The sequence below is a fragment of the Aliivibrio sifiae genome, assembly GCF_002954705.1.
Lineage (GTDB): Bacteria > Pseudomonadota > Gammaproteobacteria > Enterobacterales > Vibrionaceae > Aliivibrio > Aliivibrio sifiae_A.
In genome coordinates this window covers 92620-112743 of sequence record NZ_MSCO01000003.1, presented here as the reverse complement: position 1 = coordinate 112743, position 20124 = coordinate 92620, and the positions used below count along the sequence as shown (strand labels likewise).

Annotated in this window: 18 protein-coding genes; 6 read left to right on the top strand and 12 right to left on the bottom strand. The window is 40.8% G+C overall.

Annotation, left to right across the window (positions count from 1 at the left end; translation table 11 throughout):
* Genes BTO22_RS17915 through BTO22_RS17905 form a run of 3 tightly spaced genes read left to right on the top strand, consistent with a single transcriptional unit; the run spans position 1 to position 3163 of the window.
* Positions 1-762 (top strand): uroporphyrinogen-III synthase, encoded by a 762-nt coding sequence (locus tag BTO22_RS17915; RefSeq protein WP_105056665.1) that lies wholly within the window; start codon positions 1-3, stop codon positions 760-762.
* Positions 759-1982, top strand: a complete 1224-nt coding sequence (locus tag BTO22_RS17910; protein ID WP_105056664.1) for a uroporphyrinogen-III C-methyltransferase — start codon at positions 759-761, stop codon at positions 1980-1982. Before BTO22_RS17915 ends, BTO22_RS17910 begins: the two co-directional genes overlap by 4 nt.
* Positions 1979-3163, top strand: coding sequence for a heme biosynthesis HemY N-terminal domain-containing protein (locus BTO22_RS17905; protein WP_105056663.1), 1185 nt, complete (start codon positions 1979-1981; stop codon positions 3161-3163). The genes BTO22_RS17910 and BTO22_RS17905 overlap by 4 nt, the downstream gene beginning before the upstream one ends.
* 73 nt (positions 3164-3236) lie before the next feature.
* On the opposite strand, the gene fre is transcribed toward BTO22_RS17905, so the two are convergent.
* The 6 genes from fre to trxA form a co-directional block, all read right to left on the bottom strand.
* Positions 3237-3947 (bottom strand): NAD(P)H-flavin reductase, encoded by a 711-nt coding sequence (gene fre, locus BTO22_RS17900; RefSeq protein WP_105056662.1) that lies wholly within the window; start codon positions 3945-3947, stop codon positions 3237-3239.
* 97 nt (positions 3948-4044) lie between these two features.
* Complete coding sequence (locus BTO22_RS17895; RefSeq protein WP_105056661.1) at positions 4045-4308, bottom strand: 2Fe-2S iron-sulfur cluster-binding protein; 264 nt, start codon at positions 4306-4308, stop codon at positions 4045-4047.
* 182 nt (positions 4309-4490) lie between these two features.
* A complete protein-coding gene (gene ubiD, locus BTO22_RS17890; RefSeq protein WP_105056660.1) occupies positions 4491-6335 on the bottom strand; it encodes a 4-hydroxy-3-polyprenylbenzoate decarboxylase in 1845 nt (614 codons plus the stop codon).
* Positions 6336-6434: 99 nt separating this feature from the next.
* On the bottom strand, positions 6435-7430 hold the full coding sequence (locus tag BTO22_RS17885) for a hypothetical protein (RefSeq protein WP_105056659.1): 996 nt from the start codon (positions 7428-7430) through the stop codon (positions 6435-6437).
* Between the two features lie 161 nt (positions 7431-7591).
* A complete protein-coding gene (gene rho / locus BTO22_RS17880) occupies positions 7592-8851 on the bottom strand; it encodes a transcription termination factor Rho (RefSeq protein WP_105056658.1) in 1260 nt (419 codons plus the stop codon).
* A 239-nt stretch (positions 8852-9090) separates the two neighbouring features.
* Positions 9091-9417, bottom strand: a complete 327-nt coding sequence (gene trxA / locus BTO22_RS17875) for a thioredoxin TrxA (RefSeq protein WP_005416871.1) — start codon at positions 9415-9417, stop codon at positions 9091-9093.
* 112 nt (positions 9418-9529) lie between these two features.
* Between trxA and rhlB the strand changes: the two genes are divergently transcribed.
* Together rhlB and gppA are read left to right on the top strand one after the other, a co-directional pair.
* Positions 9530-10834: an ATP-dependent RNA helicase RhlB gene (rhlB, locus tag BTO22_RS17870; RefSeq protein WP_060993418.1), complete on the top strand. Its 1305-nt coding sequence runs from the start codon at positions 9530-9532 to the stop codon at positions 10832-10834.
* A gap of 32 nt (positions 10835-10866) precedes the next feature.
* Positions 10867-12363 carry a guanosine-5'-triphosphate,3'-diphosphate diphosphatase gene (gene gppA / locus BTO22_RS17865; protein WP_105056657.1) on the top strand — a complete coding sequence of 499 codons (1497 nt, stop codon included), beginning with the start codon at positions 10867-10869 and terminating at the stop codon, positions 12361-12363.
* Between the two features lie 275 nt (positions 12364-12638).
* Here gppA and hemB read toward each other — a convergent pair whose 3' ends face one another.
* Positions 12639-13652: a porphobilinogen synthase gene (hemB, locus tag BTO22_RS17860; protein ID WP_105056656.1), complete on the bottom strand. Its 1014-nt coding sequence runs from the start codon at positions 13650-13652 to the stop codon at positions 12639-12641.
* A 135-nt stretch (positions 13653-13787) separates the two neighbouring features.
* Between hemB and BTO22_RS17855 the strand changes: the two genes are divergently transcribed.
* Positions 13788-14549 carry a TatD family hydrolase gene (locus BTO22_RS17855; protein WP_105056655.1) on the top strand — a complete coding sequence of 254 codons (762 nt, stop codon included), beginning with the start codon at positions 13788-13790 and terminating at the stop codon, positions 14547-14549.
* A gap of 1869 nt (positions 14550-16418) precedes the next feature.
* Here the strand turns inward: BTO22_RS17855 and tatC are convergent.
* The 5 genes from tatC to BTO22_RS17830 are packed head-to-tail and all read right to left on the bottom strand — an operon-like array spanning position 16419 to position 20115.
* Positions 16419-17174, bottom strand: a complete 756-nt coding sequence (gene tatC / locus BTO22_RS17850; RefSeq protein WP_061005007.1) for a Sec-independent protein translocase subunit TatC — start codon at positions 17172-17174, stop codon at positions 16419-16421.
* Between the two features lie 2 nt (positions 17175-17176).
* On the bottom strand, positions 17177-17554 hold the full coding sequence (tatB, locus tag BTO22_RS17845) for a Sec-independent protein translocase protein TatB (protein ID WP_060993423.1): 378 nt from the start codon (positions 17552-17554) through the stop codon (positions 17177-17179).
* A gap of 3 nt (positions 17555-17557) precedes the next feature.
* Entirely contained in the window at positions 17558-17809 is a 252-nt protein-coding gene (tatA, locus tag BTO22_RS17840; protein ID WP_105056654.1) for a Sec-independent protein translocase subunit TatA, read from the bottom strand.
* 54 nt (positions 17810-17863) lie between these two features.
* On the bottom strand, positions 17864-19495 hold the full coding sequence (ubiB, locus tag BTO22_RS17835) for a ubiquinone biosynthesis regulatory protein kinase UbiB (RefSeq protein ID WP_060993425.1): 1632 nt from the start codon (positions 19493-19495) through the stop codon (positions 17864-17866).
* The gene (locus BTO22_RS17830; RefSeq protein ID WP_061005014.1) at positions 19492-20115 is read right to left on the bottom strand and encodes a ubiquinone biosynthesis accessory factor UbiJ; all 624 of its coding nucleotides are present in this window, start codon (positions 20113-20115) and stop codon (positions 19492-19494) included. Before BTO22_RS17830 ends, ubiB begins: the two co-directional genes overlap by 4 nt.
* Positions 20116-20124 lie beyond the last annotated feature (9 nt).

Genomic DNA, 20124 nt, shown 5'->3' with positions numbered 1-20124 from the left:
ATGACCATATTGGTGACTCGCCCTGAGCAAGAGAGCCAAGCATTGTGTGATGCCCTGAAAGCATTAGGGCATCATGCTATTTCTCATCCTCTTTTAACTATTCACCCAGGAAAAGAACTCCCTCTGTTACCATCGCTTTTTTCTTCTTTGTCTGATGGTGATTTTATCATCTCAGTCAGTCAACATGCCGTTGAACACGCACAAAACTTCCTTGAAAAACAGAACAAAAAGTGGAAAAAAGGTGTTAATTATATAGCGGTTGGTCAAAAGAGCGCTCAACAGCTCAAAACCTATATCTCAGATCCAGTACACTTTCCAACACCAAGCGACAGTGAACATTTACTCGCACTTCCTGTCTTAGAAAACGTTACTGGAAAAAGAGCTATAATTCTAAGAGGCAATGGTGGACGAGACCTTATTTATCAAGCACTCGAAGGCCTTGGGGTAAAGGTTACTTATTGTGAAACTTATCAACGACAACTTACGTCATTTAATGGTTCAATAAAAACCAAAGAGTGGCAAGTGAAAAACGTAGATACATTGGTGGTAACCAGTGGTGAACAACTCACTTTTTTCACTTCACAATTTACCAACACAGACTTAAATTGGGTATTAACGTGTCGATTATTAGTGCCTAGCGAACGAATTAACCAAATTGGACAACAGCTTGGTTATCAACATATTGAAACGGTTGGCGGAGCCTCTAATTCCGACTTGCTGCACTATCTCAGTGAGCATCATCATGATGGGACTTTCAAATGACAAAAAATAACAATAAGCCACAGCCTGCCGAAGAAAACGCAGCGCCGGTTATCGCGTCTTCTTCAGTTGCACAAGAGCAGAGAAAAACAGAACCAACTACGCATTCAACTTCTGCCGCGACACCTAAAAAACAAGAAAAACTTGTTGATAAAAAAGGACGTCGTTTAGGCACTGTTGCGATTATTATTTCGATCTTATTAAGTGGTGGTGCTTTCTTAGCATCACAGCAACAAGTAACCCAACAACAAATAAAAATTGCTCAGTTAGAACAAAAACTAATCAGCGCTGACAGTACTTTTGATGCAAAGCTGGTAACAGCAGAGCAACGTATTACAGGTAAAGCAGATGAAATCGTACGTAAAGCGACGGTTTTGATGCAACAACAAGATAAAAGTATCGCTAGCCTTCAGTTAGCAATTGCTGACGTTAAAGGCCGTCGTCCAAATGATTGGTTGCTAGCAGAGGCTGATTACTTAGTAAAAATGGCAGGTCGTAAATTATGGCTTGAACATGATGTCGTCAGTGCGACGCGTTTGATGGAAAATGCCGATCAACGTATCTCCGCACTTAACGATCCAAGCCTAACGCCTCTTCGCCGTGCTATGGCAGACGATATTGCTACGTTAAAAGCTATTCCATTAATTGACCGTGATGGCTTGGTGTTAAAACTGAATAGCCTAGAACAACAGATTAATAAACTGCCTCTTGCTAGCGCTGTACTCCCTGAAGCTGATGCAGTAGAACAAAAGAAAGTGTCAACTAACATTAATGATTGGCAATCAAACTTAATGCAGTCTCTGGATGACTTTGCTGGTCATTTCATTACTTATCGTGTCCGTGAAGGCAATGTCATTCCTTTGCTTAGTCCCGAACAACATTTTTACCTAAAAGAGAACATCAAAGGAAAACTACTGCTTGCTTCTAAAGCGCTATATCGTGAACAAAGTGAAGTTTATGCGACCTCACTAGAGAGCGCTAAGCTATGGTCTTCTCAATACTTCCAGCAAGATGATCCCGCGGTTAAGAGTTTCATGGCGCAATTAGACTCACTAGCAAAATTCAAGGTTGATGTTCGCTACCCACAAAAAATGGAAACACAGGCTTTATTATCAGACTTCATTTCTGAGCGCTTACGCCGAAATGTTCAAGCCGTTGGGTCCGATCCAGTCAAAGCAACGCCAACAAAAAAAGCTGAAATGGTTGAAGGAGATAAATCATGATCCGATTACTTCTTCTGGCAATAGTCTTAGTCGGTGGATTAATCGTGGGAACGACGTTCGCCGATCAACAAGGTTATGTATTAATTTCAGTCGCAAATACAACCGTTGAAATGAGCTTAACAACGTTAGTTCTCTTTATCGGTGCGCTAATCGCCGGATTATTCTTATTAGAAATAGTAGTTAAACGTATTCTCTCTGTCAGTAATTTTACCCGTGGTTGGTTTAGTGCTCGTCATTTACGAAAAGCACGCTACAACACGTTCAAAGGTATGATTAAACTGCATGAAGGTGAATGGAAAGAAGCGGAACGTCTAATCACTAAAGGCGGTCGCTACAACGACTTTCCATTATTGAATTACCTTGCAGCAGCAGAAGCCGCACAAGGTCGCCAACAAATAGAACAACGTGATCGCTACTTACAATTAGCCTCAGAGCAAGCTGATAGCACACTCGCTGTTGCGCTCACTAGTGCCAAACTGCAAATGCGCGAAGAGCAATATGAATTGGCTCTTGCTACACTCCAATCTGTAAAAGTCGATTACCCTCGCAACCCTGTTTTATTAGAGTTGCTTAAAGAATGTTATTTAGCCTTAAATGAATGGCAAGCATTGAAAAACATCATCCATCCATTAACCAAAGCCAAGTTAATCTCTGAGCAGCAAGCCTTAGAATTAGAAGAGAAAGCTGAATGCGGATTGATGGCCTTTATTGCGGCAAACAAAGGCACTGCTGGCTTATTAGAACATTGGAACTCTTTACCTAAAAAACTAAAGAAGCACATTCCTATATTGATATGTTTAATTAAACAATTACATGCTCGTAAAGCCGATTCTGAAGCGTATATTATCTTGCGAGATAACCTAAAAAAACGCAGTGATGATCGCTTAGTTGAATTATTACCGACTCTAAATCTTGCAGATTATCACCCTGCAACGATATTGCTTGAAGACATGGCAAATTACGATGTTCGTAACCCTGTGATTCAAAGTACACTTGGCCAGCTTTATATGCGGACGCAAAAATGGCAGCCTGCGCGTGAACATTTCGAAGCTGCATTGGAAGTACGTGAAAATATGTCTGATTACGCCTACCTTGCACGAGTGCTAGATAAACAAAACCGCAAGCAAGCGGCGGCTGATCTTTCTCGTAAAGCATTAACTATGGTTGATGATAACAACTAATTATACTTAAATACTGTTCATAAAAATGCCACTTCAAAAGTGGCATTTTTATTTGTATTAACTAAAGCTAAAATTAGATAAAAGCGAATGCATCACCAAACAATTGCTCTTTCTTCGCTTGTTTCTCTGTTATGAACTGTTCACGCGCAGCGCCTGCCATTTCAAAACGACCAGCAATATAAATATCCATTTCCGCTAAAGAATTAAAATCGGCTTTTACCGCTTCAAGTACATTACCTGTTTTTCCTGCCCAGTTTTCTGCTTTCTCAACAACAGGTACAAACGTAATGTGTTCATGTGCTGCGGCAATCGCTTCAATCTCTGCTTTAGCATATAACTGACATTCATCACGGCCACCCCAGTATAGGAAGATTGGCTTTTGAATATTTTGGCTGATGCTATGATCTAAAATTGAGCGCACATAACTGAAACCTGTACCGCCAGCAATTAACAGCATTGAGCGCTCACTGTCTTCACGGATCCATGCTTCACCATGAGGCGCATCAATTTGAATGTCTCCGCCATTCTCTAGCGCGGCTTTCATTGATTCAACCACTTCTCCCGCATAAGCATTGTGCTCTGCTGCACCAATATGAAGCTCAATTTCGCCTTCATTGCGGCAAGGGCTACTAGCGATTGAGAATGGGCGTTTGTCTTTCTCTCCCATAACAACCATTAGATATTGACCCGCTTTAAAAGCAATGGGCTGTTCTGGGTGAAGTAATATTTGAAAAGTATTACAAGCCAATGGCTCGATAGACTTTACTTTGCAATTGATTGACATGACTTTCCTTTTTCAGCTGATACCTATTTAAAATGGTATTTATACGCTGTAATTATTATGTGTATTGAGCATTAAGATCTAATTATACGGGGAGGATTTATTCTAACAACAGCACTAAATCACTTTTTGCTGTTGCCTGACACGCAAATACCCACCCTTCTTGTTGTTCTTTGTCGGTTAGAAGCGGTTCTAAATCGTATTCTATTTCCCCTTCTAACTTTTTACATAAGCACATGGCACATGCACCTACTTGGCATCGATTTGGGTAGTTTATCCCCGCTTCTAATGCCGCATCTAAGATGGTTTGCCCTTCTTCGATGTTAAATTCTTTTTGCTGTGGGAGTAAGGTTATTTTTTTCATCACACCTTTCTTTATCTTTTTCAGAGCTTAATGAAATACCTTTTCGTTTACTTTATCCAGTGAAATGAAATGTCTTTCCGCAAAAGCAGAATGGATTTAATTAGTGTTGATAGCTTATCGATAACAACAGCTGTTTTGCTACAAGACATTACACTTCACTAAAATATGTAGTAAACCAATACTTATTTGAAAATACCTAATTCATCCCAAATAGCATCGATTTTAGCAACAACTTCTGGGTCTTTCTTGATTGGTGTACCCCACTCACGAAGGCACTCATCTTCCCATTTATTGGTCGCATCTAGCCCCATTTTTGAATGACTAATTCCGTTTTGTAAGAACAGCGTATCTCTTGCTGGATCCATTCGAGTGGTGACCGCCCAAATAATGTCGTTCCAATCACTCACATCAACATCGCCATCACATACAATAACAAACTTATTCTCATCAAATTGAGACCAAACAGCCTCCATGACCTTTTTGCCATTACCTGAGATTTGTTTATCAATAGACACCACTACCATGCTCGCATTGTCATTCTGCAAATGAATATCAATGATTTCAGGGCACGTTTTAGTAATTTCAGCCAGACAACCTTCAATATTTTCTTTATTGGTTAGTAAGCATTCAACATCTGGTGACAGCGCTAATTCAGCATCCCACTTCTTAGTAAGATCTAAGCCCATTTTTGAGCCTAAACCAACGACTGGCGAAGCAAAGTCTAATGAGTCGATTGGTGTGTTCTCTATCATCAAACTATCACGTGATGGGTCCATATGCTGAGACATTGCTGCTGTCACTTGTGACCAATCTCGTGCATTCACCTCTTCATCACACACTAATACAAATTTGGTATACATAAATTGACGTAAGAACGACCACACACCCATCATCACGCGTTTTGCATGGCCTGGGTATTGTTTCTTCATCGTCACTACCGCCATGCGATACGAGCAGCCTTCTGGTGGTAAATAGAAATCAATAATTTCAGGAAACTGCTTTTGTAAGATCGGCACAAACACTTCGTTTAATGCCACACCAAGCACAGCTGGCTCATCTGGCGGACGGCCTGTGTAGGTGCTGTGATAGATAGGATCTTTACGCATGGTGATATGCGTTACGGTAAATACGTGATGCTTTTCAACTTCGTTATAGTAACCGGTGTGATCGCCATAAGGACCTTCATCGGCAAATTCTGTTGGGTCGATATAACCTTCAAATACAATTTCAGCACTGGCTGGGACTTCTAAGTCATTACTAATAGATTTGGTGATCTCAGTTCGACTACCACGCAAAAGACCCGCAAATGCGTATTCAGATAAGGTATCAGGGACAGGCGTTACTGCGCCAAGAATAGTGGCAGGATCGGCTCCAAATGCGACAGAGACAGGGAAAGGTTCACCAGGATTGGTTTCCATCCAATCACGTAAATCAAGCGCACCACCACGGTGAGCAAGCCAACGCATAATGACTTTGTTTTTACTCAGTTTCTGTTGACGATAAATACCTAAATTCTGACGTTTCTTATTTGGGCCTTTAGTGATAGTTAAACCCCAAGTTAATAGCGGGGCAACATCATCTGCCCAACAACTCATTACGGGGATTTTATCTAAATCAACCTCATCACCTTGCCAAACAATCTGCTGGCAATTTGCCTTGCGAATATTCTTAGTTGGCATATTCAATACTTGCTTGAATACAGGCAATTTATCTAGTGCGTCTTTAAAACCCTTTGGTGGCTCAGGCTCTTTTAAATACGCCAGTAATTTACCCACTTCACGCAGTTCAAGAACGTCTTTACGTCCCATACCTATCGCAACACGTTCAGGTGTACCAAATAGATTCGTTAATACAGGAATATCGTAACCGATAGGATTTTCAAACAACAATGCTGGACCACCCGCACGTAAAGTACGATCGCTGATCTCTGTCATTTCATAATGAGGGTCAATGGGGTGTGAAATGCGTTTTAACTGTCCGATCTCTTCCAAGTGATCGAGAAAATCACGTAAATCCTTATATTGCATCGCTATCTACATGTAGTGAAGTTTGGATAGATTATACCCAAACTCCCTCATATCCCCAACCTACTTCAAAGCCATTAACTGGAGTTAAGTCTAATTACACTAACGTTGTGATAATGCTAAACGTACATGTTGTTGGCGTACCTTGTTTCTCGTTGTTGATAAACTCTCTAACCAAGGAACATGACCGTAATTCGCCAGATGCATAGCAACCGCACCACCATCTTGTATATGATCAATCTTAGCTAATAGAAAAATTTGAACTTCCTGAGGAAGCGGATGAAGCTTTGCAAGCGAGGCAAACGCACTTTGTTTTAACGAAGGGTTATTCGTTGCAGCCATTAATTGTTGAGTCGCAAATGGATCTGGCGCGGCATTCGATAAACGCTCCAATTCAGAAATACTGTATTGATCTGTACGCATCTTCCATAAGATTTTATACATATCATTACTTTTAGATAACTGTGCCAAACGCACCATCACCTCTGTCGTTGGTAGCCATACTGATAATGGATCACCAGTAATTTGAGAAACTAAATTGTCCAATGCTTCAGGCGTTAAACTGTCTAACTCTGCCAATACAATAGATTGACGAACTCGAACCTCATGGGGTTCACCTACTAGCCATTCAGACAACACTAAACGATGCTCTTCTGATGCAAGAATAAAATCTAAAACTTGTTGGTCTTTCGACATTTGGCTTAACACACGAGAAACTATACTCGAATAATCAAAAGCCAGTTTAGTCACGACATACCCATTGCCTTGCTCTTTAATTGTATACGTTGGGTGAATAGATAATTGTTCTTTTAGCCAGAGAGTGACTTTGGGATCTAAAACTAAATTTTGTTGCTCTATTTGCTGTAGCAACATAAAACGAACCGCTTCTTGTTGCGGCATTGAAAGGCGGTTAAGAGAAAAGTTGAGAGTAATGATATCTCCATCAATCAAATATTGATGTAGTTCATCCACCTTCTTATTAAGTTGCTGATCAACTAATAAACTTTGTGCAAAGTTAGGTTGAATTTCTGACGCTGATACGTGACCAACCAGCAAACTTGCAGAGAGGAGGATCGATGCTAACAGTCCTTGTCGCATATGTTGCTCCTTTAGATAAACTAAGCGGACATTCCTATTCCAAAGCTTAGTACAGATGATGATGCCGTCAAATTAACAAATAAGCAACAAAAAACGCCACCTAAGTAGGCAGCGTTTTATTATTTATAGAACTAAGTATCAATTACTGAGTAAAGACTCAATTATTGACGACGCATCGCATCAAAGAACTCATCGTTCGTTTTTGTCATTGATAATTTATCAATTAGGAATTCCATTGCATCTGTTTCGCCCATTGGGTGAACAATTTTACGCAGAATCCACATTTTTTGTAGCTCATCCGTCTTAGTCAGAAGCTCTTCACGACGAGTACCTGAACGGTTAAAGTCGATTGCAGGGAATACACGTTTTTCCGCAATTTTACGGTTTAGATGTAATTCCATGTTACCAGTACCTTTAAACTCTTCGTAGATAACTTCATCCATTTTAGAGCCAGTATCAACCAATGCCGTTGCAATGATAGTTAAACTACCACCTTCTTCAACGTTACGTGCTGCACCAAAGAAGCGCTTAGGACGGTGCAATGCGTTTGCATCCACACCACCAGTAAGCACTTTACCAGACGATGGAATAACGGTGTTATAAGCACGAGCAAGACGAGTGATTGAATCCAGTAGGATAACCACGTCTTTCTTGTGTTCAACAAGACGTTTTGCTTTCTCAATAACCATTTCAGCAACTTGTACGTGACGAGATGCAGGCTCATCAAACGTTGATGCAATTACTTCACCTTTAACTAGGCGTTGCATCTCAGTTACTTCTTCTGGACGTTCATCGATAAGTAAAACCATTAACTCACACTCAGGGTGGTTATAAGCAATACTTTGAGCAATGTTTTGAAGTAGCATTGTTTTACCCGCTTTTGGCGGAGCAACAATCAAACCACGTTGGCCGCGGCCAATTGGAGATGCTAAGTCAAGAACACGTGCTGTAATATCTTCAGTTGAACCATTACCACGCTCCATACGTAAACGATCGTTCGCGTGTAGAGGAGTAAGGTTTTCAAAAAGGATTTTATTACGAGCATTATCAGGACGGTCATGGTTAACTGCGTTTACTTTAAGAAGGGCAAAATAACGCTCGCCATCTTTAGGTGGACGAATCTTTCCAGAAATCGTATCACCTGTACGCAAGTTAAAGCGACGAATTTGGCTTGGAGAGACATAAATGTCATCCGGACCAGCCAAATAAGAACAATCTGCTGAACGAAGGAAACCAAAGCCATCTTGAAGAATCTCAAGAACACCATCTCCAAAGATGTCTTCACCGCTTTTCGCATGTTGCTTAAGGATGGAGAAGATGATGTCTTGTTTTCTTAGACGAGCTAGGTTTTCTAGGCCCAATGATTCGCCAAGAGCAACAAGATCCGATACAGGTCGGTTTTTAAGTTCAGTAAGATTCATAGTGGTAGGTAGTTGTTTAGTCAAAATCAGATTCTATCTTTAGTTGATTTAAGAATGAATGACCTTCGAGCTCGGTCAAGAAATGAGATCGTATAAAATACGCCAGATAAATTATCACTTATTCGCATTTGAGTCTAGGGCTTGGCCCTGATTTCTAAGCTTAGCTTAGCTCAGATAAAACAAAACCGCACATAATTTCTCATTATATACGGTTCTATCTGACTTAATTGCACCCTATATTATAGGTTTGCATCAAGAAACTCTTTAAGTTGAGTTTTAGAAAGTGCACCCACTTTCGTTGCAGCTACGCCACCATCTTTAAACAAAAGAAGCGTTGGAATGCCACGGATACCAAACTTTGGTGGTGTTCCTGCATTCTGATCGATATTTAATTTACCAATCGTTAGCTTACCTTCGTACTCGTCTGCGATTTCATCCAGAATAGGAGCAATCATTTTACAAGGACCACACCATTCTGCCCAGAAATCTACTAGTACTGGGCCTGCAGCATTGATCACACTTTCTTCAAAACCGCCATCTGTAAGCTGCAAAATTTTGTCGCTCATCGTCAACTCCAACGTTAAATTTAAAGGCTGATTTGATGATAACCAGCAAATTGATGCCCTATTTGAATGGAATACGTTTCGTATTGCAAGCTTTAACTGATATTCTATAGCAATGAAAAAGACGCACATCACAGAGCAAAAGTTTGCCGACCTAGGTTTAGAGCCTCAGGTCCTTGATGGTTTGAATGCAAAAGGGTTCATTAAATGTACTCCTATTCAAGCTAAGGCATTGCCGGTACTGCTCGCCGGCCAAGACATTGCAGGCCAAGCCCAAACGGGTACAGGTAAGACGCTAGCGTTCCTTACTGCTACTTTTAATCACCTATTAACGACACCTGCTCCTGAAGGTCGTAAAATTACGCAACCGCGTGCCATTATTATGGCTCCGACGCGTGAACTTGCGATTCAAATCTTCAATGATGCAGAGTCACTAATCGCAAGCACTGGCCTAAAAGCCGCGTTAGCTTACGGTGGCGAACGTTATGAAAAACAACAGCAAGTCATTGAACAAGGTGTTGATATTTTGATCGGTACTACCGGTCGTATCATCGACTTCTATAAGCAAGGTCACATTGACTTTAAGATGATTCAAGTGGTTGTCCTTGATGAAGCCGATCGCATGTTCGATCTCGGTTTCATTAAAGATATTCGCTTCATCTTCCGTCGTATGCCAGCGCCAACAGAACGTCTAAACATGCTGTTCTCTGCAACGCTATCTTACCGTGTACAAGAGCTTGCTTTTGAACATATGCAAGAGCCAGAGCACGTTGTTGTTGAACCAGACCAAAAGACAGGTCATCGTATTCAGGAAGAATTATTCTATCCTTCAAACGATCATAAAATGGCACTTCTGCAAACATTAATTGAAGAAGAATGGCCTGACCGCGCGATCATTTTTGCTAATACTAAACACAAATGTGAATCTGTTTGGGGCCATCTAGCCGCTGACAAACACCGTGTTGGTCTTCTTACTGGTGACGTCCCACAGAAGAAACGTGAACGCATCCTAGAAGAGTTTACAAAAGGCGATGTTGATATCCTTGTTGCTACTGACGTAGCCGCTCGTGGTTTACACATCCCACAAGTAACTCATGTATTTAACTTCGATCTACCAAACGAAGCTGAAGATTACGTTCACCGTATCGGTCGTACAGGTCGTGCTGGTGAAAGTGGTAACTCAATCAGCTTCGCGTGTGAAGAATACGCAATTAATCTTCCAGCAATCGAAGAATACATTGAGCATTCAATCCCACAATCTGATTACGACTCTTCAGCATTATTAGAAGATTTGCCTGCACCATTACGTCTACAACGTCGTCCGCAGCAAAATCGTCGTAACGGCAACAACAATGGTCAACGTCAAGGCGGAAATCGTAAATACTCTCGCCCACGTCAACCTCGTAGCCCTCAGGCATAATCTGAGTTCTACGGAAAAATTAAAAGGATGTTATGAAAAGTTCAACGATATCACCTATGTATGCCGCCATTGATTTAGGGTCCAATAGCTTCCATATGCTTGTTGTGCGTCATATAAATGGTAGTGTGCAAACCATGGCCAAAATTAAACGTAAAGTTCGTTTGGCTTCTGGATTAGATGAAAACTACACACTCAACCATGAAGCTATGCAGCGTGGGTGGGATTGTTTGAGCTTATTTGCAGAACGCTTGCAAGACATCCCAGTAGAAAACATTCGCATTGTAGGCACCGCAGCATTGCGCGTCGCTACCAATGTGGATGTATTCTTAGAAAAAGCCAATAAAATCTTAGGTCATGACATTAACGTAATCGAAGGTGAAGAAGAAGCTCGCACTATTTACCAAGGAGTTGCACACACTTCTGGTGGTAATGGCCGTCGCTTAGTTGTCGATATAGGCGGTGCAAGTACAGAACTTATCATTGGTGAGGGTTTTGAAGCACAGGCACTCACAAGCCTAAAAATGGGTTGTGTTACTTGGCTTGAAGGCTACTTTAAAGACCGTGCATTAACCAAAAATAACTTTGATGCGGCCATTGCTGGCGCAAAAGAGACGTTAGCTCCAATTTTACAACAGTATACCGACCTTGGTTGGCAAACCTGTGTTGGAGCAAGTGGTACGGTTCAAGCATTGCAAGAAATTATGTTGGCGCAAGGCATGGATGAGGTTATTACCTTAGCCAAGCTTAAGCGCCTTCAAAAACAAGCAATGCAATATGAACACCTAGAAGAATTAGATATCGATGGATTGACTCTTGAAAGAGCACTCGTGTTCCCGAGCGGTTTATCCATCCTTATTGCTATTTTTGAATTATTAGACATCGATTCTATGACGTTAGCTGGCGGCGCTTTGCGTGAAGGTCTGTGCTACGGCATGATCGATGAATTGCAGCACGATGAAGTGTGTCAACGTACGATTAAAAGCGTTCAACAACGCTATCAGCTAGATGTTGATTACGCACAACAAGTGACAGACTTATCTACCCAACTCGTTCAACAGTGTGGTGATAGCTGGCTTGTTGAACCTCAAGCATTGCCTTTACTAACGGCTGCAACTCAACTGCATGAAATTGGTATGTGTATTGATTATAAAAAAGGTGGAGATCACTCTGCCTATTTAATTAATGCGCTTGATTTACCAGGGTTTACCCGCGCTCAAAAACATTTACTTGGTGAACTATTACGCCGTTACCGTGAATCGTTTTCAGCAATGCCTGCCCAACATGCTGTTTCAGATACCTCTGCGCAACGTATGCTACGTATACTTCGTTTAGCACTGATATTAACGCATCGTCGCGATGTAAATTTAGCACCTGCTGTCACTTTGTCTGAAAACGACGATGTTCTGTCGCTGACGATTGATGCCACTTGGTTGGCTGCCAATCCTCTAACAAGAGCTGAACTAGAAATTGAAGCGGATAAGCAGACCAATATTGGTTGGGATTTGGTTATCGACGCTAAAAGCGAATAAGAGCCTATACGCTGCGCTAACTAGAGGCTAGAACGCTTCGCTTCTATAAGAGCAAAAGCAAGAGCCTTACTGGTACTAATTTCAGGATTCAGAAAAAATAAAAGCATGATGATTAACTAAAATCATCATGCTTTTTTGTTTTTTTAGGATTAAAGAACTTACAAGATTCTCGCTCTTATCGTTTCTAGTTAGCGCAGCGTATAGTCTCTAGTTAACACCAAAACCCACCACACTCACCCCTGAAACCTTTAAGCGAAGCGATCTGAACCTTACTCTTATTTCTCTTCCGCCAACCACTCAGCGACATCTTTCGCAAAGTAAGTCAAAATGCCATCAGCACCTGCGCGCTTAAAGCATAATAAAGATTCCATCACCGTATCACGCTCACTCAACCAACCATTCATAATAGCGGCTTTGTGCATCGCGTATTCACCCGATACCTGATAAGCAAACGTAGGAACTTGAAGTTCAGTTTTAACACGACGAACGATGTCCAAATAAGGCATGCCTGGTTTCACCATTACCATATCTGCACCTTCATTGATGTCCATTGCAACTTCATGAATTGCTTCATCACTATTTGCTGGGTCCATCTGGTAGTTTTTCTTATTACCACCTTTTAAGTTAGACGATGAACCGACTGCATCACGGAACGGGCCGTAGTAACAAGACGCATATTTTGCAGAATACGCCATGATTTGCGTATGAACATAACCCGCTTTCTCTAGCGCTTTACGGATCTCACCAATACGGCCATCCATCATATCTGACGGAGCCACCACATCAGCACCGGCTTCAGCATGCGATAACGCCTGCTTAATTAGAACTTCTGTCGTTACGTCATTCATCACGTAACCATTTTCATCAATAATGCCATCTTGACCGTGAGTCGTGAATGGGTCTAATGCCACATCAGTAATCACACCTAGCTCTGGTACGTGAGCTTTTAATTCTTTCACAGCACGCTGAACTAAGCCTTCAGGATTGTGAGCTTCTGCTGCACATAAGCTTTTAGCATCTTGAGAAACCACTGGGAAAAGTGCAATCGCAGGGATGCCTAAATCATATAAACGCTGTGCTTCTTCAAGTAGTAAATCAATCGATAAACGCTCAACACCTGGCATTGAATCTACGGTTTCACGACGATCTTTACCCATAAGCACAAACATTGGGTAGATTAAATCATTTACGGTTAATTGGTTCTCAGCCATTAGACGACGGCTAAATTCATGCTTACGCATACGACGCATACGACGGTTTGGAAACGCACCTTGAATGGATACAGACACACTGAGCTCCTTTTGTATTTATGATGCGATCAATATATACCCATCGCCTTTTGAATCCAAATTTTCTTAGAGATCTGATTTTTACGATTAACTTGGTATGATAGAAAATATAATTTTAATAAAAGAGCCTTAATTATGATTGATACTCATGCTCACATATATGCAAAAGAATTTGATGAAGACCGAGATTTAGTGGTTCAACGCGCCTTAGCACAAGGTATTGATCTAATTTTATTACCAAATATCGACTTAGAATCTATCGAACCTATGCTAAAAACCGAGGCTGCCTACCCTGATATTTGTCGCTCGATGATGGGATTACACCCTTGCTATGTGAATGCTGATGTTAAGCAAACCCTAGCGACAATCCACTCTTGGTTTGAGAAACACAACTTCATTGCGGTAGGTGAAATAGGTATTGACCTATACTGGGACAAAACCTTTAAAGCTGAACAAGAGATGGCTTTTATCACCCAATTAAATTGGGCAAAAGAGATGAAACTGCCTGTTGTTATTCATACTCGTGATTCTATTGAAGAGACATTAACCCTTCTTGAACAAGAGCAAGATGGCTCGTTATCAGGCACTTTCCATTGCTTTGGTGGTTCAGTTGACGAAGCTAAAGCAATTAATGATTTAGGCTTTCATCTTGGTTTAGGCGGTGTTTCTACCTTTAAGAATGGTGGTATGGATAAAATAATCCCTCATCTTAATATGGATTACTTAATTCTAGAGACTGATTGCCCATATTTAGCCCCTGTACCTCATCGTGGTAAGCGTAATGAGCCTGCATATACACAGTTAGTTGCTCAACGTGTGGCTGATTTACGTGAGATGAGTCTTGCGGATGTGGATGCGATTACAACAGCGAATGCGAAAAGACTTTTTGGGATTTAAGAGAAAACAATAGCGTTCAGATCGCTACGCTCGAAGGGTTCAGGTTTCAGGAAGAGCCTATACGCAGTGCTAACTAGAGGCTAGAACGCTTCTCTTCTATAAGAGAAAAATCTGATTCTTCAACATTGTTATTCCAACGTAACAATACTCGCTCTTATAGTATCTAGTTAGCGCAGCGTATAGGCTTTTACTTTATTCCAAACAAGAAAAACCCCGCTAGACTCTCGTCCAACGGGGTTATAACTTTACTCGCAGCAATCCGGCTACTAATGGTGCTCCATGCATCAAATCCTTGATAGTATACTGATTCCTTCAGTGCATTCCTTTCTCGCTATCCTAGCGGTGTCCTTGATCTTATCCTGATCCGTTAACAATCCGTAGTTAACTCTCCTTCGCTTGTTCCTTGAGCGGTGTCCCTTACATCATCCTGATGTGCAATCCATTTTCCTCAATCCTAGAGGTGTCCATCGTCTTTCCTTAGTAGCAACCATCCTAGTTACTATTGCGTCCATTCAATGTCCATTTGCTATCCGTGCCAATTACTAATCCTAAGTAACCGAGTGCTTCATCCTGAAGCGTACCAAATCCTTGGCTAATTCCTGTTCCGTGTCAGCATCCTTCCGACACCAATAAGATTACGCTTTTCATTATTTTCAGCAATAGACTAAATTCAAACTTTTGCAAAAAGAATTATCCTACTTTTACCACCACAAACTTAGCTCTTTATTATCAATAACTTATTTTACAATGAGTTCAATTTAGATATGAATAAAGAGAAAATGCGCACTTGTTTGTAAGAGATCTCGCACACGGGTCGTGGCGTTTTGGTAATAAGGATTCAGATCGCTTCGCTTGAAGGTTTCAGGAAGAGCCTATACGCTTCGCTAACTAGAGGCTAGAACGCTTCTATAAGAGAAAAATTTGATTCTTCAACGCTGCTATTCCACCGTCAAAACACTCGCTCTTATAGTATCTGGTTAGCGAAGTGTATAGTTTCTAGCGAATATAGATAAACTCATCACACATCCCCCTGAAACCTTTAAGGGAGCTTGCGACCGATCTGAACCCTGCTTTTTTACTTTACCCCAAACAAGAAAAACCCCGCTAGACTCTCGTCTAACGGGGTTATAACTTTACTCGCAGCAATCCGGCTACTAATGGTGCTCCATGCATCAAATCCTTGATAGTATACTGATTCCTTCAGTGCATTCCTTTCTCGCTATCCTAGCGGTGTCCTTGATCTTATCCTGATCCGTTAACAGTCCGTAGTTAACTCTCTTCGCTTGTTCCTTGAGCGGTGTCCGTTACATCATCCTGATGTGCAGTCCATTTACCTCAATCCTAGAGGTGTCCATTGTCTTTCCTTAGTAGTAACCATCCTAGTTACTATTGCGTCCATTCAATGTCCATTTCGCTATCCGTGCCGATTACTAATCCTAAGTAACCGAGTGCCTCATCCTGAAGCGTACCAAATCCTTGGCTAGTTCCTGTTCCGTGTCAGCATCCTTCCGACACCATTGAGATTACGCCTTTCACCTATTTCAGCAATAGACTAAATCCTAATTTTTGCAAAAAAAATATACGTTATTTACCACGAAAAACAAAAGTATTAAATTTCAACAGGTTAACTAAAAACCGATAATTTTCGACTACAAATAAAGCGCCAAATCTCACTAACTTGTAAGAGATCTCGCACACGGCTTTTCCATTTTATCTCTACTATCTCTCATGCCTTAAAAATCTAACCGTGATACTGATCACTCTATAGCCGAATAAAATAAAATAACGCCCTATTTATGGCTTAAAAAAGAATAAAAAAAAGCGCTGATATAGTATCAGCGCTTTCAATTTTATTTATTCTAACAAGTATTATGCTTCGTCTTTTTCCATGTCATCTTCATTTTCTTCCCTTACATAAAAACGAGAGAAGAACAAACCGAACTCAAACAGAATACACATAGGTACTGCAAGTAGGGTTTGAGAAATAATGTCTGGCGGTGTTAGCATCATACCCACAACAAACGCACCGACAACAATGTATGGACGTTTTTGCTTTAAGGTTTCAGGTGTTGTTGCTCCTGTCCAACATAATAAAATGATGGCGACGGGAATTTCAAACGCGATACCAAAGGCAAGGAATAAAGCTAAAACAAAATCAAGATAACTGGCGATATCCGTAGCAACTTGAACGCCTTCCGGTGCAATGTTTGTAAAAAAGCTAAACACTAACGGAAAAACGATAAAGTAAGCGAAAGAAACGCCTGCATAAAACAACATTGAGCTTGAGAACAATAACGGCATGATCAGTTTCTTTTCATGCTTATACAGTCCAGGAGCTACAAATGCCCATACTTGATAAAGAATCACTGGAACAGCGACAAATATCGATGCCACCAAAGTCAGCTTTATAGGCGTGAAAAATGGTGACGCGACATCAGTTGCTATCATCGTTGCACCGGCTGGTAATCTTTCTACCAACGGCGCTGATAAGAACTCATAAATGTCATTAGCAAACCAGACCAGACCTAAAAACACCACGATTACGGCAATTAATGCCTTTAATAGACGGTTTCTTAGCTCTAATAGGTGAGTTAACAACGGCTGAGAGTGTTCAACTGATGACATAATTACTCTGCTTTTGTTTTAGAAGTTGAATCAGATGTTACCGGCGTTTCTGTATCTACTTTTGGAGTATCTACAGTTTCTTCTGGTTTTGCATATGGGCGAGTGACATCAGCTGCCGCTTGCTTTAACTCTTCTACTGATTTTTTAAGATCAGGCGCTAAGTCTTCCATATTCATCTGTTCTGCTTTACGCAAATTTTCTTGTAACTCTTGTATCTTCAGCTCTTGTGTCAGCTCATCTTTGACGTTATTCGCCATGCTTTTTGCTGCCCCAACAAACTGAGCCACAGAGCGGATCGCTTTTGGTAAACGTTCCGGTCCTAATACAACGAGTCCAACAACAGAGATCAGTATCAGTTCCCAAAAACCGATATCAAACACGTGTTATGCCTGCTCTTTGTCGTTTTGCTTTTGTTTTTCTACTGTCTCTGCTTCTTTTTTCTCTAAGTTTTGAGGAGCAACAAAATCAGCGTCTTTTTTCGAATCTTTTGCTGTATCTTCTTCACTTATCGCTTTTTTAAAGCCTTTAACTGCAGAACCCAAATCACTGCCTACACCGCGTAATTTTTTCGTACCAAATAACAGAACGATAATTACTGCAATAATAAGAAGTTGCCAAATACTAATACCACCCATGCTTGTTTCCTCAGCGTGTTAGGGTTAAAAAATTGCTAATCAGAATAACGCTTATCAACGATATGCTCGCCAGCTTAATAGCCAAAACGTGATTCCTGTAGCAGCACTAATTGATGCTAACGCAGTAATGTTACTGGTTAATAACACCGCAGAACAAATCAGCAGAGTTGCTCCAACATTAAATAGGAATTGTCCTTTCGCTTGTTGACGCTTACTTTGACGATACCCTGCGTAGAGTTTATCCATTCGTTGATTGAGAACTTTGCCCTGGCGCAAACTGTCATAAACTAAATCTGGTAGTTCTGGCAATTTTTCAGCCCAAAATGGCGCTTTCTCACTCAAAGCAGTCACGAAGGCTGCCGGTCCAATTTGTTTTGCCATCCACGTTTCTAAAAACGGTTTGGCGGTTGCCCATAGATCCAGTTGAGGGTACAGCTGTCGCCCTAATCCTTCTACGTACAACAATGTTTTTTGCAATAGAACCAATTGCGGTTGCACTTCCATATTAAAACGACGTGCTGTATTAAATAAATTCAATAATACATGCCCAAAAGATATCTCACCTAATGGCTTTGCAAATATTGGCTCACATACCATGCGGATCGCAAATTCAAATTCTTCGACATTAGTGTCCGCCGGAACCCAACCTGAATCAACATGTAATTGTGCGACTTTACGATAATCACTATTAAAAAAGCCTAATAAATTTTCAGCTAAATAGCGCTTATCTTCTTTATTGAGTGTTCCAACAATACCACAATCTAATCCAATCCATTGTGGATTATCTGGATTATCTGGATTTACAAACACGTTCCCTGGGTGCATGTCCGCATGAAAAAAGCTATCTCTAAACACTTGAGTAAAGAAAACAGACACACCACGTTCCGCTAATAGCTTCATGTTGGTGTTATTTCTTTCTAATTGTTCAATATCAGAAACTTGAATACCATAGATACGCTCAGACACCATCAAGTTTTCAGAGCTTAAATCTAAAATAACTTCTGGTACATACAACTCTTCACTGCCTTCAAAATTACGGCGCAGCTGCATTGCATTACTGGCTTCTCTTCTTAAGTCTAGTTCATCAAGTAAGGTTTTTTCGTATTCTTCAATAACTTCAACAGGCTTTAAACGACGAGCTTCTGGAATGTGTTGCTCAACTAACCCTGCCATTCGATACATTAATCGAATATCAGCTTCAATAACTGGACGAATATCAGGACGAATAATCTTAAGTACTATTTCTCGGCCTGACTCTTTTAGCTTTGCTGTATGTACTTGAGCAATAGAGGCAGAGGCTAAAGGAATAATATCAAACTCAGTAAACCAATTTTCTAATGGCCCACCCAGTGCAATTTCCATTTGATCTTTAGCTAATTGGCCATCAAATGGAGCGACTTGATCTTGCAGTAATGCCAGTTGATCGGCTAAATGAGGAGGAAAAAGGTCACGACGAGTTGACATCATTTGACCAAATTTAATCCATACAGGTCCTAACTCTTGTAGCGCCAAACGTAAGCGTTCACCTAATGGTTTCTCTGGATATTTATTTTTTATCCAGAAAAGCCCTCGACGTAAACGCTTTGGTAGTTGAGTTAACGCGTGATCAGGCAGCAGTTCATCTAATCCATACTCAAGCTGAACCTTGGTGATGTGATATAAACGCTTTAGCTCTGATGGTGTCATGCGCGCTCCATTGGATAAGCATTCAATAATCGCGTTAAACGAACATCAAGATCCGCAAGTTGAGTATCAACATCAGAAACTTGATCACAAAAATGCGCAATTTCTAACGGCGCTGGTGCAATTTTCCATTCTTCAGTTAACACTTCTGCCGCGTGACGTGTTTGACGAGAAATTTGTTTCTTTACCCAACACGCACTGTTTTTTACACCACTCACTAAAGTATGAGCAACAATATCACCAGTATATTGGGAAAGTTTCTCTTCCACATCCGGTTTAAGCTCAGTTAATAACGCAGAGAATTGTTGTGCGAGGTTAAGATCACCTTCAAGCACCAACTTATCTTGTTTTATTAATTGAGTTATGTTGTTTTTCTCACGCAGTTGCGGCAAAACAGAAAGGTTTAAAGCAAGGTAGCAATCGACCTCACCTTCAAACTTTGACAGGATATCTACTTGCTGCTGACTAAAAATAAAATACAAATCTTTGTTCACTTCATTTAAATGAACATGAATGATTTTTTCTTTTAACCTAAGCAGCGCAGCTTTGCTATCAGGTGATTCTTTTAACAGAGTATTTAACCCTGTTTCCATTACGCCTGTTACAAACGGTTCTAATGGCATTATTTTATC

Bases quoted from the DNA above. Each gene is read 5' to 3' on its own strand.
- BTO22_RS17915 (WP_105056665.1), top strand. From the start codon at position 1: ATGACCATATTGGTGACTCGCCCTGAGCAAGAGAGCCAAGCATTGTGT.
- BTO22_RS17910 (WP_105056664.1), top strand. From the start codon at position 759: ATGACAAAAAATAACAATAAGCCACAGCCTGCCGAAGAAAACGCAGCG.
- BTO22_RS17905 (WP_105056663.1), top strand. From the start codon at position 1,979: ATGATCCGATTACTTCTTCTGGCAATAGTCTTAGTCGGTGGATTAATC.
- fre (WP_105056662.1), bottom strand. From the start codon at position 3,947: ATGTCAATCAATTGCAAAGTAAAGTCTATCGAGCCATTGGCTTGTAAT.
- BTO22_RS17895 (WP_105056661.1), bottom strand. From the start codon at position 4,308: ATGAAAAAAATAACCTTACTCCCACAGCAAAAAGAATTTAACATCGAA.
- ubiD (WP_105056660.1), bottom strand. From the start codon at position 6,335: ATGCAATATAAGGATTTACGTGATTTTCTCGATCACTTGGAAGAGATC.
- BTO22_RS17885 (WP_105056659.1), bottom strand. From the start codon at position 7,430: ATGCGACAAGGACTGTTAGCATCGATCCTCCTCTCTGCAAGTTTGCTG.
- rho (WP_105056658.1), bottom strand. From the start codon at position 8,851: ATGAATCTTACTGAACTTAAAAACCGACCTGTATCGGATCTTGTTGCT.
- trxA (WP_005416871.1), bottom strand. From the start codon at position 9,417: ATGAGCGACAAAATTTTGCAGCTTACAGATGGCGGTTTTGAAGAAAGT.
- rhlB (WP_060993418.1), top strand. From the start codon at position 9,530: ATGAAAAAGACGCACATCACAGAGCAAAAGTTTGCCGACCTAGGTTTA.
- gppA (WP_105056657.1), top strand. From the start codon at position 10,867: ATGAAAAGTTCAACGATATCACCTATGTATGCCGCCATTGATTTAGGG.
- BTO22_RS17855 (WP_105056655.1), top strand. From the start codon at position 13,788: ATGATTGATACTCATGCTCACATATATGCAAAAGAATTTGATGAAGAC.
- tatC (WP_061005007.1), bottom strand. From the start codon at position 17,174: ATGTCATCAGTTGAACACTCTCAGCCGTTGTTAACTCACCTATTAGAG.
- tatA (WP_105056654.1), bottom strand. From the start codon at position 17,809: ATGGGTGGTATTAGTATTTGGCAACTTCTTATTATTGCAGTAATTATC.
- ubiB (WP_060993425.1), bottom strand. From the start codon at position 19,495: ATGACACCATCAGAGCTAAAGCGTTTATATCACATCACCAAGGTTCAG.
- BTO22_RS17830 (WP_061005014.1), bottom strand. From the start codon at position 20,115: ATGCCATTAGAACCGTTTGTAACAGGCGTAATGGAAACAGGGTTAAAT.